General features: G+C 67.9%; 13 protein-coding genes and 3 pseudogenes. 7 read left to right on the top strand and 9 right to left on the bottom strand.

The features are described 5' to 3' along the window. The first annotated feature begins 5 nt into the window (after positions 1 to 5). The 4 genes from P8T65_RS01515 (at position 6) to P8T65_RS01500 (ending at position 3,094) form a co-directional block, all read left to right on the top strand. Positions 6 to 722: a hypothetical protein gene (locus tag P8T65_RS01515; protein WP_316723600.1), complete on the top strand. Its 717-nt coding sequence runs from the start codon at positions 6 to 8 to the stop codon at positions 720 to 722. Next, entirely contained in the window at positions 719 to 1,753 is a 1,035-nt protein-coding gene (locus P8T65_RS01510; protein WP_316723599.1) for a hypothetical protein, read from the top strand. The genes P8T65_RS01515 and P8T65_RS01510 overlap by 4 nt, the downstream gene beginning before the upstream one ends. A gap of 47 nt (positions 1,754 to 1,800) precedes the next feature. Beyond that, a complete protein-coding gene (locus tag P8T65_RS01505) occupies positions 1,801 to 2,244 on the top strand; it encodes a hypothetical protein (protein WP_316723598.1) in 444 nt (147 codons plus the stop codon). Between the two features lie 94 nt (positions 2,245 to 2,338). Then, the gene (locus P8T65_RS01500; protein ID WP_316731447.1) at positions 2,339 to 3,094 is read left to right on the top strand and encodes a transposase family protein; all 756 of its coding nucleotides are present in this window, start codon (positions 2,339 to 2,341) and stop codon (positions 3,092 to 3,094) included. A gap of 210 nt (positions 3,095 to 3,304) precedes the next feature. Here the strand turns inward: P8T65_RS01500 and P8T65_RS01495 are convergent, their stop codons facing one another. Beyond that, on the bottom strand, positions 3,305 to 3,874 hold the full coding sequence (locus P8T65_RS01495) for a helix-turn-helix domain-containing protein (RefSeq protein ID WP_316723597.1): 570 nt from the start codon (positions 3,872 to 3,874) through the stop codon (positions 3,305 to 3,307). A gap of 82 nt (positions 3,875 to 3,956) precedes the next feature. Between P8T65_RS01495 and P8T65_RS01490 the strand changes: the two genes are divergently transcribed. Together P8T65_RS01490 and P8T65_RS01485 are read left to right on the top strand one after the other, a co-directional pair. Then, positions 3,957 to 4,877 carry an NADP-dependent oxidoreductase gene (locus P8T65_RS01490; RefSeq protein WP_316723596.1) on the top strand — a complete coding sequence of 307 codons (921 nt, stop codon included), beginning with the start codon at positions 3,957 to 3,959 and terminating at the stop codon, positions 4,875 to 4,877. Positions 4,878 to 5,015: 138 nt separating this feature from the next. Next, positions 5,016 to 5,963: pseudogene (locus tag P8T65_RS01485) on the top strand (IS630 family transposase); the annotation flags it as partial. A gap of 72 nt (positions 5,964 to 6,035) precedes the next feature. Here P8T65_RS01485 and P8T65_RS47115 read toward each other — a convergent pair. The 8 genes and pseudogenes from P8T65_RS47115 to P8T65_RS01445 all read right to left on the bottom strand — a co-directional run. Beyond that, positions 6,036 to 6,158, bottom strand: a pseudogene (locus tag P8T65_RS47115) (alcohol dehydrogenase catalytic domain-containing protein); the annotation flags it as partial. 131 nt (positions 6,159 to 6,289) lie between these two features. Further along, positions 6,290 to 6,751: a cupin domain-containing protein gene (locus P8T65_RS01475; RefSeq protein ID WP_195888700.1), complete on the bottom strand. Its 462-nt coding sequence runs from the start codon at positions 6,749 to 6,751 to the stop codon at positions 6,290 to 6,292. After that, positions 6,739 to 7,719 carry a helix-turn-helix domain-containing protein gene (locus tag P8T65_RS01470; protein ID WP_316723595.1) on the bottom strand — a complete coding sequence of 327 codons (981 nt, stop codon included), beginning with the start codon at positions 7,717 to 7,719 and terminating at the stop codon, positions 6,739 to 6,741. Before P8T65_RS01470 ends, P8T65_RS01475 begins: the two co-directional genes overlap by 13 nt. Positions 7,720 to 7,896: 177 nt before the next feature. Next, positions 7,897 to 8,736, bottom strand: coding sequence for an IS5 family transposase (locus tag P8T65_RS01465; RefSeq protein ID WP_316723594.1), 840 nt, complete (start codon positions 8,734 to 8,736; stop codon positions 7,897 to 7,899). A 233-nt stretch (positions 8,737 to 8,969) separates the two neighbouring features. After that, positions 8,970 to 9,368 (bottom strand): hypothetical protein, encoded by a 399-nt coding sequence (locus tag P8T65_RS01460; protein ID WP_316723593.1) that lies wholly within the window; start codon positions 9,366 to 9,368, stop codon positions 8,970 to 8,972. Further along, positions 9,365 to 9,889 (bottom strand): annotated as a pseudogene (locus P8T65_RS01455) (transposase); the annotation flags it as partial. The pseudogene P8T65_RS01455 and the gene P8T65_RS01460, both read right to left, overlap by 4 nt. A 29-nt stretch (positions 9,890 to 9,918) precedes the next feature. After that, the gene (locus tag P8T65_RS01450; protein WP_399102939.1) at positions 9,919 to 11,457 is read right to left on the bottom strand and encodes an ISKra4 family transposase; all 1,539 of its coding nucleotides are present in this window, start codon (positions 11,455 to 11,457) and stop codon (positions 9,919 to 9,921) included. Positions 11,458 to 11,459: 2 nt separating this feature from the next. After that, entirely contained in the window at positions 11,460 to 11,966 is a 507-nt protein-coding gene (locus P8T65_RS01445) for a hypothetical protein (protein WP_316723591.1), read from the bottom strand. A gap of 203 nt (positions 11,967 to 12,169) precedes the next feature. On the opposite strand from P8T65_RS01445, the gene P8T65_RS01440 reads away from it, so the two are divergent. Continuing rightward, positions 12,170 to 12,904 carry a transposase gene (locus P8T65_RS01440; RefSeq protein ID WP_316723590.1) on the top strand — a complete coding sequence of 245 codons (735 nt, stop codon included), beginning with the start codon at positions 12,170 to 12,172 and terminating at the stop codon, positions 12,902 to 12,904. Positions 12,905 to 12,920 lie beyond the last annotated feature (16 nt).

Below are 12,920 nucleotides of genomic sequence, written 5' to 3'. Positions count from 1 at the left end.
CCGCTGTGGACGCATTGGCCTGCGGTCTGAACGACCCCCGCTACGGCCGAAGCCTGCGGATGCTCGTCTACTACTGGTGTAAGGGGAAGCAGCTGACGGGGAACCTCGCGCATGTTCTCCTACGCGCCTGCACTGACGTGATCGCCCCCACTCACCCTGACCAGGCCGTGACCCGCCTACATCACCTGGCCCGCCGGGAACGCGGCGCCACCCCCGCTCTCGATGCGTTGTGCCGCCTGGCAGCGACCAGTGCCCGACTCCGTCGCCGCATGCTCGACCGCCTCACCTGTCATTCGGCCGCACCGACCGTCGACGCCCGCCTCTTCCTGCGGATCTGCGACCCCGTGGCACTCACGGACCCAGCTGGCGCAGGCCGCCCTCTCATCGACGAAAAGGGCGTCCGGGACTGCGCGGTAGCAGGCTGGGCTGTGGCACTCGCCCGACTGCCGCAGCCGCACTGGCAGCCGTACGCCGAACGATGGCTGCACACAGCCTGCACCGCCGGCAACCACCGCGACCGGCTGCTCGCTCTGTTGGTCGATGCCGCAGGCCGAAACGGCAGCACCCTCGCAGCGCTGTACTCGGCCGCCCGCGCCGCAGAGCCCGCCGCCCCAGGTGGACGGGCATCCGGCGCCGCAACCACCGAACACCTACTCCAGAAGATCTCCACGGCCCAGGGCCTACGCCCGCCAGCCGCACCGCCCAGGGGGGCCACACGATGACCACCGGCCGCAAGACGACGATCGTTTTCCTCACCGTCCTGTGTGCCCTACTGCTGACCATCCTCGGCCTCGTGCAGGAATGGCCCGCATGGGCGTGGGCCGCCCTGGCCCTCACCGTCATCGGCGCTCCCGCGGCAGCCTTCAAGATCGCAGCGACACGCCGCGGCTCTCTACCCGCCGACTTCACGAACTTCCTCCCCGCCGCCCCGATCGAGCGCAGGGAACACCACGTCAGCCGCGTCGCACTGCCCAGCCGATGGCCCGACTACGACTTCGTGTTCTCCGCCACCGTACGGTGGCACCCTCTCGAAACCCACGGCGACGACCCCGTCCTCAACCCGGCAGGCCTCGCCGTCGAAGCGGTGCTGGACCGCGCCCGCACACTCACCGAACAGCGGGAGCCCGGCCGGGCCTCACTCGTCCAGCACGAACTGAGCGGCGCCCTCAGCAGAATGCGCCCGGACCACACCGGCCACCTCCAAGTCATGGCAGAAAACGTCACGCTCACCTTGCACGAACCCGACCAGGAACGGCTGACCAAACTCGCTGAGATCCGCAAGGACAAGGCGGTCTGGGAACACCAGCGCACATACGAGCAGAGCAAGCGCGAATACCTGGGCGACGACGTGCTCAAGGACACTGGCAGCGCGGTGGTCTGGTGGCTGGCCAAGAACGACAACCACATAGAGAAGACCGTGGCAGACCTCGGTCTCCTTGCCCAGCTCACATCCGCAGCCAACGACGCCGATATCCCAGAGCGGCTTCAGGACCTCATCCCCACGTTCAGCGAGACCTCCACGCCTGCCGAACGGGAACCGACAGCTTCTGACCACTTCGATGCCTTCCTCACCGGCATGGGCTTCACCAGCGGAGATGACCGACGGGGAATGCTCACCAAGCAGATCGCCGACATCATCAGAACGCAGGACAAACACGAGACGGCTGATGAACTGCTGCGCCGCTACGACCCGCCAGCAGCCTTCACTTCCAACGCGGACGACCAGCCGGAAGAGCCAGAACACCCCAGATGACGCAGCCAGCCAATACCCGGCAGCCCAGCTCTACTTGAAGGACAACCATGGACAGCGAGTTGGCCGCGTTGACCGCGTCAGGAGCGAGCACCCTGGTCTCACTCATGGTCAGCGATTCCTGGACGCACGCCCGCGAACTCCTGCGGCGGTTCCTTTCACGCAACGATGCAGGCAACTCCACGATCACCGATCTGGACGCCGCGCGGGGCAGGCTCCTCGCCTCCCAGTCCACTGGCCATCCACACGAGGCCCGCGAGACCGTCGAACAGTGGGACGCATACCTACGACATCTACTGGAGGCCCGCGCCGTCTCCGGCGCCGAACTGCGGGAACTGCTCACGTCGTTGCAGCATCTCCAGAGCGCAGCGGCTCGGCCGGACACCGTACACAACCACGTCAAAGGCGGTGTACACCACGGCCCAGTCATCCAATCAGGCCGGATCACCGGACTGACCATCCACGCCCACCACCCCGACCGGGTGTGTCATTGAACACTCCCCCCCCGCCTCGGCGGGTTACGAGTCGGTGCGTGAGAGCGGGCGAGGTGTTGTGCCTGGCTGGTGGCATGATCCGGGTGTGGCGATCATGGTCAATCGGGCGGTGCTGGCGCATCGGCTGTTCACGGGCATCTCTCGGCGTCATCTCGCCTGCTTGACTGAGGAGTTGGCGGCGCCATGGCAAGCCGACCTCGAAGGCCGCCGCCATGTTGCGCGGGGCGGGGCCAGAAAGCGGGCGAACGGTGCCGGGGCCCGCCACCGGCTGGTGTTGGTCGACCGGCCGGTGGCCGCACTGATCCATCTGCGCCACGACCTGCCGCACGCCGTGCTGGGACTGTTGTTCGGCGTCGACCGCTCCACCATCACCCGTCCGACTGCGGAGATACGGCCCTTCCCGGCCGCACGGGGGTGCGCGGTCCCTGACCGTCCCGGCCTGCGGCTGGGGACGCTGACGGATGTGTTCGCCTACGCCCGGGCCGAGGGCATCGAGTTGCGGCTGGACGCCACCGAGATCCAGGTCCACCGACCACCGGCCGGCCGCGGTGGGCGGCGCGCATTCGTGTCGGGCAAGAAGAAGCAGAACACCATGAAAGCCACCGTCATCGCGGACTGGCGGGGCCGCACGTTATGGACCGATGCCCTGCGACCTGAACGGATGCACGACGCCACGGCGGCCCGCAACGAAGGCATCGCCGACTGCTTCCAGCACTTTCCCGACGTCGAGGGTCCTGGGGTGTCGGGGAGTTGGAGCACAACGTGTTCCAACTCGATCTATCCGAGGGCGGGATGGCGCTGTCGAGCAGCGTGCTGCAGCCGGAGTCGCCCGGATGCCGTGCCGCGGTAGTGGGGAATCGGTGGAGCAGCGCTGGTGCTTCGGCCGGCCAGTCGGCCATCACCTGACCGGCGTCAGGGTCGGTGTACATCCACGCAGCAGGTGGCGGCCTTCCGCGGCCGGGCGGCCCGGCGGCGGCTTCAGCACCGCCCACTCGCCGTCGGCAAGGTCTCGTCCGCTGGGCATGACCAGAACAACGAGTCGCCGGCTGGCGAGGCGGGCCTACACGTCCGGGACAGCGGCTCGCACTTCGCTGAGGATTTGGCGGGCAAGGTCGCCGTACTCGTCGGTGTTGTCCATGTCGCTCCACCGCTCGTAGGCGACTTTCACGGCGAGGGTGCCCAGTTCTGCGGCCACTCGGGCGCTGAGGGTGGGGGTCCCGCGGGCAGCGAGGGCCCGAGCGACCGAAGCGGTGAGGCTGATGCCCTTCAGAGCTTCGCGTTCCTGAAGGTCGGGATGGGCTTCGATCACCGCTCGCCTTCGGGCGCTGAATTCGCGGAGAGCGTGGGTGAAGACGTTCCGGCTGAGCGCGTCGATACCGCGCGCTACCGCTTCAAGTGGGGTGGCCTCGGCGGGTGCCTCCGATATCGCGGTGACGAGCTGCTCGGTCAACGCATCCTCGCCAAAGAGCACCTCCCGCTTGTTCTGGAAGTGCCTGAAGAAGGTGCTCTTGGCGAGTCCGGCGCGTTGCGCGATGTCGAGCACGGTTGTGTCGTCGTAACCGCGTTCCGCGAACAATTCGAGGGCTGCCTCGGCGAGCCGTCGTGATGCGTTGGGTTCCCAGCGAGCCATGAGCACAGCTTACGGGACTCGGTCTCGTCACGGTGTACAGTGATAGGACAAAGTCCCATCACTTACTGTGGAGGCGTACACCATGAGCCAGGCCGATATGTACGACACGTTCGGAGGACCCGAGGTACTGGAGCTGCGCGAGGTTCCGGAGCCGCATGCCGAAGCAGGTGAGGTCCGCGTCCGTGTGGCTGCCGTCGGCCTCAACCCCATGGACTGGGTCCTCACCTCCATGCCGGAGGTGGCGCAGCAGTTCGGCATCACACTGCCGTCCCGTTTCGCCTCCGACTTCGCCGGCACCGTGGACGAGATCGGTCAAGGCGTTTTCGGCTTTGCGGTGGGTGACCGTGTCTACGGCACCGCGACGGGCCGGGCCGCCGCAGACTGGGTGGTGGTCGACCCCTCCGGGGCGGATACGCTCCGTCACACTCCAGCAGAGATCAGCGACGAGGTGGCCAGCACACTCGCGGTTGCGGGAATGACTGCCTCGGCCGCGTTGACAGCGGTTGACCTGAAGGCCGGCGACACCATCCTGGTCGGGGGCGCGGCCGGCGGTGTGGGCGTGTTCGCCGTCCAGCTCGCCAGGCTCACGGGCGCCCGGGTGATCGGAACAGCCTCCCAAGGCACCTTCGACTTCCTGCGGCAGTTCGGCGTCGACCCGGTTGCCTACGGGCCCGGCCTGGAGGACCGCGTGCGCGCGATGGCTCCCGACGGCATCAGCGCGGCGGCTGACCTGTTCGGCACGGAAGCAGCCGAGGCGGCGCTCGCGCTCGGCGTTCCCTCGGAGCGGATCTCCACAATCGCGGCCCCCAACCCTCCCGAGGGCGTGCGCGCTACCGGCGGAATCGACGCGCAGCAGGAGGACCTGCGGCGGATCGCCGACGCCATCGTTGCCGGTGAGCTCACCGTGCCTATCGCTGCCACCTTTCCTGTCGAGCAGATCCGGGAAGCCGTACAGCTGCAAGCCGGACGCCGCGTACACGGAAAGGTCGTGGTCAATCTCTGACACAAGGGCAAGGCTCAAAGCACCAACTCAGGTCACCGGCCCACCTCGTGATCGAGGAGACGGCCTAGCGACGAAGGCTTCCCGTGCAGGCGGGTACGAAAAGCTGGCGCCGTCGCTCCCGCCCACAGTCCCGGAGAGATGGGTCGCCTCCCCTTCATGCCCGTGTGCTCCGCCGTGCCTGTGGAATTGACTGCTTCCGAGCGCCACCGGCTCAAGAAGATGGCCTACGGCCACAAGACCCCGCACCAGGCACGACAGCGCGCGACGATCGTACTCCTGGCTGCCCGAGGCCGCGGCAACGCCCGGATCGCTGCCAATACCCACCTGCACGTGGATACCGTGCGCCGCTGGCGCGGCCGCTTCGCAGCCGGCCGGATGGCTGCCCTGGCCGACCGCAAGCGGTCGGGGCGGCCGCCGACGTTCACCGCGCTGCAGGTCGCCGAAGCCAAGGCGCTGGCCTGCCAGTTGCCCACCGAGTCCGGGACTCCGCTCTCCCGCTGGTCTTGCCCCGAGCTCGCACGTGAGGCCGTCACACGGGACATCACCGAGATGATCTCCGCCTCCACGGTGCACCGCTGGCTCAAGGATGACGCGCTCAAGCCCTGGCAGCGCCGCTCCTGGATCTTCATCCGCGACCCGAACTTCCGCGACACCGCTCAACGGGTCCTGGACCTGCACGTCGGCAACTTCGAGGACACCCCGCCCGGGGAAGACGAGTACGTCATCTCCGCGGATGAGAAGACCTCCATCCAAGCCCGCTGTTGCTGCCATCCCACCCTGGCCCCGGGCCAGGCCCGTGTGATGCGCGTCAACCACACCTACGGGCGCGGCGGCGCCCTGGCCTACCTGGCCGCCTACGACATCCACCGGGCCGAAGTCTTCGGCCGCTGTGAACAGACCACCGGCATCGTGCCGTTCATGAAACTCGTCGAGCAGGTGATGACCAGCGAGCCCTACGCCAGCTCGAAACGCGTGTTCTGGATCGTCGACAACGGCTCCTCGCATCGCGGCGAGCGGGCCATCGACCGCCTGGCCGACCGGTTTCCAAACGCCGTCATGGTCCACACACCCGTCCACGCCTCCTGGCTGAATCAGATAGGGGGCCGTCACCATCTCGGCGAACGCCCCCGCCTGCCGGAACCGAGCGTGGCCGAGTACCGCGTCGCCGGCCTTCAGACGGGTGACGCCGGCGCCGACCGCCTCGACGACTCCGGCGAAGTCGTGCCCCATCGCCCGGGGAAAGGAGCGGCCGGTCATCAGCTTCATCTCGCCGTTGCGCATCTTCCAGTCCAGCGCCTTGGAAGCCGCCGCTCGGACGCGGACAAGAACCTCGTCCGGACCCGGGCGTGGTGGCTCGAACTCAGCGAGCCGCATCACCTCCGGACCGCCGTAGCGGTCGTATTGAAGGCGCTTCACGAGGCGTATTCGTTCGATATCTCGGTGGCGTAGTTCTTCCAGAGCGGTTGCATGGTCTCGGCGTTGACCGGCTGCCCGGAATCGATCATGGCCTTGAAGTCGCGGAAGTACTGCACATACAGGTCCGGCGTGAAGGTGTTCAGCATGACCGCGTTCTCATCGCCGACGTTGGCGAACGTGTGCGGCGCCCCGGTCGGCACGATGACCCAGGTGCCCGGCCCGGCGTCGTAGTGGTCCTCGCCGACGGTGAACCGGAAAGTTCCCGCCAGCACGTAGAAGCCCTCGTCATGCTGGGCGTGGCGATGCTGCAACGGGCTCGGGGTGCCCGGCGGAATGGTGACCTCGGCGAACCCCAGCCGGTGGTCGGTGTGCTCGCCGTTCTCCAGGATGCGAATCTGCTGCGCCCCGCTGCCGAGGATCTCGCCCTCACCGGGGCGGACGATGTTCACCTTCGCCACGACTTCTCCTGCTGCTCTTGTCTGCCTTGGTCACCACCATCCTTGTCCGGGCCGGCTGTGCGCGTCTTGGTTGTCCGTGCACGGTTGCTGGTTACCAGTGCGCGGGCGTTGTAGCCATACGTCGCCTTGAAGAGCTTGCTGAAATGGGTGGGATCGGAGAATCCCCACCGGGCGGCCACGGCGGTGACCGTATGTCCGCTTCCGGTCAGCTCGGCCCGGCAGCGCTCCAGGCGGCGACGGCGGATCAGGGCCGCGACGGTGAGCGGCTGGTCCTCGAACAGCTTGTGTAGCCGGCGTACGGATATGTGGTGGGCGGCGGCGATGCCGGGCGGGGACAGAGCGGGATCGGCCAGCCGGGTCTCGATGTAGCCGGCGATCCGGCTCCGCAACCACTCGTCCGGGGCCGGTCGTTCGTCGCCGAGCCGGGCCTCCAGCGCGACCGCGATCAGCTCGACGACGGCCGCCGCCGACCGCAGCGCCTCCGCCTCGCGAAACTCGCTCGCCGACCGCGCCGACTCCCGGGCCAGCACGGAGACGAGAGCGCCCGGGCCGTGGCTGCCGTCGATGCGTACGCCGATGAGCCGGTCGATCTGCGCGGGCCGGATCCGAAGTTCCCGGCGCGGAACCAGGATGGTGACGTGCGCCGCGGCTGTGCTCTCGAACCGGAGCGTACGCGTGGGATCGAGCAGTACCAGGTCGGCCGGCCCGAGTTCGGCGTCGCCACGCCCTTGCTCGATCCGCGTCCGGCCCCGGGTCATCACCTTGACCGCCAGGTTCTCGCCGTCGACGGCGTCGCGCTCCCGCCCGATGCAGGCGCTCTCGGGCGTATCGAGGGAGACCAGCCGCAGCGGCCCGAGGCCACGGGTGGCGATCTTGCCCCGGAAGCCGGCCCCGGCCAGCTTGTTGACCAGCGGCGGAAACCCGCTGGCGGCCAGCTCGTCCTGGAACGACTCAAGGTTGCCGATCACCAGTCAATGATAGGTGGCGGCACTTCTGCTCGCGCACGGTGTTCGGCGGGGGTTGCAGCGGCTCCTGAGGCTGATCCTTCGGAGTGGACTCCCTGGCAATGGATCTTGATGGTCCAGCCTCGGTCCTTCACGGCGTTCTTAGAGGGCGTCTGAAGTGGGCAGATTGCCGTTTACGTCCTAGTGCGTTCCTCGCCAGGTGGGTGTCGTCTCGTCCGTTATGCGCCTGGCGAGGTTGTCGATCGAGGCGATGTGGATCATGGCCTCGGAGCTGGCAGTGAGGGTCTCGTAGTCGCGGGCGAGACGGCGGTGCATCATGATCCAACCGATACTCCGCTCTACCACCCAGCGCCTTTTCACGACCTGAAAGCCGCGGGTCTCCGGATTCCGGTTGACGACTTCGACGTCGATTCCGAGGGTGGCGCCGTGCTCGACGACGGCATTCTTGAAGCCGGTGTCGACCCAGCTCTTGGAGATGGTCGGGTACGTCTCCTTCGCCTGGTCGAGCAGGCGGATTCCCAGGGCGTTTTCCGACAGGCCCGCGGCGGCGACGGTCACAGCGAGGATGAGGCCGATCGTGTCCGTGAGGATGCCGCGCTTCCGGCCGACAATTTTCTTCGCGGCGTCCGTTCCCTGGCTGGTCACGGGCACGTTGGTGGAAGTCTTCACGCTCTGGGTGTCGATCACGGATGCGGTCGGCTCGGGCTTGCGCCCCTCTTTCACGCGCGCCAGTCCGGTCAGGTCATAGTTGAGCTGGGCGAAGATTCCCTCATCGCGCCAGGCGGCGTAGTAGGCGTAAACGGTGCCGTGGTTCGGGAAGTCGTGCGGGAGATATTTCCAGGGGATTCCGGTGCGGTTCACGTAGAGGATCGCGTTGAAGACGTCCCGTAAATCGACCTTGGCCGGCTGTCCGGTTGGCCTGCGGTCGAGTCGGGCCTTTCTCCAGGCCGTCAACGTCGGCTCGATCAGGGCCCATCGGGCGTCGGACAGGTCGCTGGGGTACGGCTTGCGCTCGCTCACGGCGTAGCGTGATCACGGGCGAGGCGGAGGGCTTGGTTCCGCTGTTCATTGGGCGATTCCGCGGCAACTTCAAACCAGACGGACTTCCAGGTACAGAAGCGAACGAGATGGATGGCCGAGCATTCGACCTGGGGAGCACCATTCGTCGCCTATGGGATGAAGACCCTCAAAGCAGGGCAGTGGCGAGAGCCGCATATAGGGCTTGACCTGCATAAACGCCCTCTGAGTGGACGTTAAGTCCGTTTCTGGTAGCGGCCTCGTCCGGGTTGGGTGAGGAAGCCTTGGCGGGTGAGGCGTCCGAGGCGGCTGCGGGTGATGTTGACGGATGCCTCGTCGGTGGGCATGCCGAGGAGTTCGTGCAGCTCGCGGGCTCGGAACTCCTGGTCGGGGTGCTGGTTGAAGGCGTTCACGATGGCCTGGTAGACGCTGTTCGTCTCGGGCGCTTCGGTGTCTTCCTGGGTCGGTGCGAGTTCGGCGATGACTTTCCGGGTGGTGGCCAGGTCCGTGAGTCGTGCTTCGATCTCGGCCAAGGCGGCGGTCAAGTGCTCGATCTGGTCGCGTAGTTCACCGGCCCGGGCCGTGGCCTTCTCGTGCTGCGCCTGGAGGTCTGCCAGGAGCTCGAGGACGTTCACGCAGCCAGCTCGAGAGTGTCGCGCCAGGCCGGACTCGGGGTGGTGAGGCGGCGGGTCATGTTCGCGATGGAGGCCCAGTAGACGCGTGAGGCAGAGGTGTCGGGCCGGTGGTCGTACTCACGGGCCAGACGCCGGTGCAACATCAACGTGCCGTTGACCTGCTCCACAATCCACCTTTTCGGTTGCGGGACGAAGCCTTTGCCCTGGTCATCGGGGTTGCGGCGGACGATCTCGACGTCGATGTCCAACAACGCGCCATGGATCAGAACTTCGTCCTTGAAGCCCTGATCCACCAGGGCCTTCTCCAGCCGCATCCCGCACCGCTCGGCGACCTGGTCGAGCAGGGCGGTGCCGGCGGTGTTGTCGTGGGCCGAGGCGGCCAGCACCACGACGCCGATGACCAACCCCAGCACGTCCACGGCCAGTCCCCGCTTGCGGCCCGACACCTTCTTGTTGGCGTCCAGCCCCGTCGTGGTCTTCGGGACACCCGCGGCCGCGCGCACGGACTGGGTATCGAGGATGGGTGTAGATCCAATGAGGGGGCTGTTGATCAGGCGGTGGGTATGACCTGGTCGCGGTAGCGCGTCTGGTGGTTGCGGATGAACTCCTGCTGCTGGTGCCAGGTCCAGTAGGCGTCGAAGTCGCCGTTGGCGCGGACGGCACGCAGCTTGAGTACGGCTTCAGCTCCGGAGAGGCCCCAGCGGGCGCCGGTGATGTCCAGGCGGTCTTTGACCAGGTGCCGGCATGCTCCCTCGATGATCCCGGTGGCGATCGGCCAGCCGCGTTCCAGGGCGGTGTCGTAGCGCAGGTACTCGGCCTTGCCGGTCAGGTAGTTCACGGCCTCGTCGATGCCCTTGCGCTGGGCGCCGCGCAGTTGGGCGGTGCGGGCGGCTTCCTCGAGTGCGGCGGCGGTCTGCTGCACGCCGCCGCCCAGCAGGACGCGGGCGTGACGGGCGACCCAGCTCTCGGCGGAGGCATCGCCGCTGTCGTGCAGGCACCATGCCGCTCGCCACAGATATTCGAGCACGTGGATCAGGTCGACGATGATGTGGACGTCCACGCCGCGCTGTAGTGCTTCGGCCTTGATGAGGTCGATCTGATGGCGGGCCCCGTCGACCAGGACGACCCAGCAACGGCGGTGTCCGGGGTCGCGGTGCTCCGCCTGGTCGAACACGGCGGCCACCACCTGCGCGGCGGTGTCGTTCACCGAGCCGCACAGCCACTTCGACCGGGCCTTGGGCCCCCGGCGGCGCTCGGGCGCCGCGCCGTGGCCGGCGTCGTGCCGGTCGGGGTCGGCGATGATGTCGTCGACTGTGCGAGGCGCGGGTTCGGCATCGTAGACGGCTCCCAGGGTGGCCATCCGTTTCCTGCCGTGCTTCTCCCCGGACGCCAGCCGGGTCTTCATCGCGTTGCCACCCTTGGCGGCCGCGGCCCTGGCGGTGTCCTCGCGCAGGGCTTCGGATCTTATCACCACGCCCTTGCCGTCCACCGACAAGATCAGTGGCGTGGTGTCGGTGCAGGGGGCGGGGACCAGGGCGTCGTAGAACGCGTCGATGTCCGCCGCGGCGCTGACAGCGAGTTCCTGGACCTGCCGGTGCCCGATGCCGGAGCCGGTGTGGGCGTTGATCCGCTCACAGGCGTCGGCGAAGCTGCCGCGGGCGGACTCGATCGCGGCGAGCCTGGCCAGCCCGTGCGAGTGCATTCCGTCCGGAAGGTTCAGCGTCGCGTCGGCCGGGTGCAGGTCCGCCACCCTGGTGCCGCGGTAGGCGATCCGGACCACGGTGACCTTGCCGAACACCGTGGCCAGCCTCCGGCGTCGGTCCCGCTCGATCCGGGAGCGCTCGACACCGGTGGCGTCCACGACCTCCTGCCGACGCACCTCGTCCCTGGCCCGCAGCGTCAGGTGGTCCTGGAACAACTGCCGGGTGACCTCGCGCATCCGCGCTCCCAGCAGATCCTCCAACTGCGCGTGCGTCATCACCGCCGCCTGAGGGGCAGCCAACTCCGCACACGCCGCAGCGAACAGACCCGCCGAGGCAGCGAAGGCGTCCTCACACTCCGCGAGCGCGCTCTGGGCCGGCCCCACCACGCTCACCACCCCTGCTTCCTGCCGTCGACCTTGAACAGCCCGGACGAAGGTTCGGCCAGGATCCCGCGCTCCACCAGCCGCTTCAGCTTCGAACGCATCCCCTCGACATGCCGCGGCTCGGCCCCCAGACCCAGGTGCCGGCAGACCTCTTTGCAGCGCATCGCCGCCCCCGAGGTCGCGAACAAGGCGATGATCTCCCGGTACTCCTGCGACATCACCGTCACGTCCAGCTCCGCCTCGGCCTTCACCAGCGCCACGGCGACCCCGCCTGCGCCCTCGCCAGCGTCCGTGCCCGGCACCGGAGAAGACGGTGCGGCCAGCACCTCCTCCACCGTCTCCCGCGCGATCTGCAACCGCGCCAGCCGTTCCTCGGCCCGCGACAACTCCTCGGACAGACCAGCGATCTGCTCACGAAGCCGCTCGGCCTGGCCCAGCACCTCAGCCCGCCTGGCCTCCAACGCTTCCATCAACGACGGCACACCACACCCACCCTCGCTCAGCACCCGCACGCCTCACGGCACGCTCGACCCCAGCGACGGTAAAAGTCGGCACAACCGGCCACACCCCGAACCCCTGCGAATCACCCCAACGAGGCACCCTCAGAAGATCTACACCCAAAGGCGATGACCTCTTCTGGCTCGGATACAAGGTCCACCTCACCGAGACCTGCGACACCCTCCCCGAAGCCGAAGCCGAAGCCGCAGCCGAAGCCGTGAGGCTTCCATTACGGCTGATCAGGGACGTTCACACCACCGAGGCGACCGTTCCGGACGTCAAGGCCACCGCGCCCGTCCAGCAGAACCTGGCCGAGCGGCAGGTCGCAGCGGACGAGCACTACCCCGACTCCGGATACGCCTCCGTCGACCTGGTCGTGGAAGCGGCGGGCCAGGGCATCAGCATGGTCACCCCACTCCTGGCCGACCACTCGCCCCAGGCCAAGGCCGCCGAGGGCTTCGACAAGAGCGCGTTCCGCGTCGACTGGAGGGCCCGCCAGGTCCACTGTCCCCAGGGGGCCACCAGCGCCGGCTGGTACCCGGTCGTCCAGCACGGCCGCGACGCCATCGTGATCGACTTCGCCCGAGCCGACTGCCGTCCCTGCCCCTCCCAGGCCACATGCACCACCTCCATCCGCGGCACCCGCATGCTCACCCTGCGGCCCCGTGAACTCCACGAACGCACCACCACCGCCCGCGCCGAGCAGGACACCGAGTCCTGGAGGGCCAAGTACGCCCTCCGCGCGGGCATCGAGAGCACCGTCAACCAGGCCCTCGACGTCACCGGCATCCGCCGGGCCCGCTACCGCGGCCTGCCGAAAGTCACCCTCCAACACGCCTTCTCCGCCACCGCTGTCAACATCGTCCGCCTCGACGCCTGGTGGACCACCGACCCCCTACGCAAGCCTCGCACCAGCCGACTGGAACGCCTCAGCCACCAACTCGCCAGCTGACGAATCCAGCAACAGA

This window comes from Streptomyces sp. 11x1 (assembly GCF_032598905.1).
Classification (GTDB): domain Bacteria; phylum Actinomycetota; class Actinomycetes; order Streptomycetales; family Streptomycetaceae; genus Streptomyces.
This window is presented reverse-complemented; position numbering and strand designations above follow the sequence as displayed.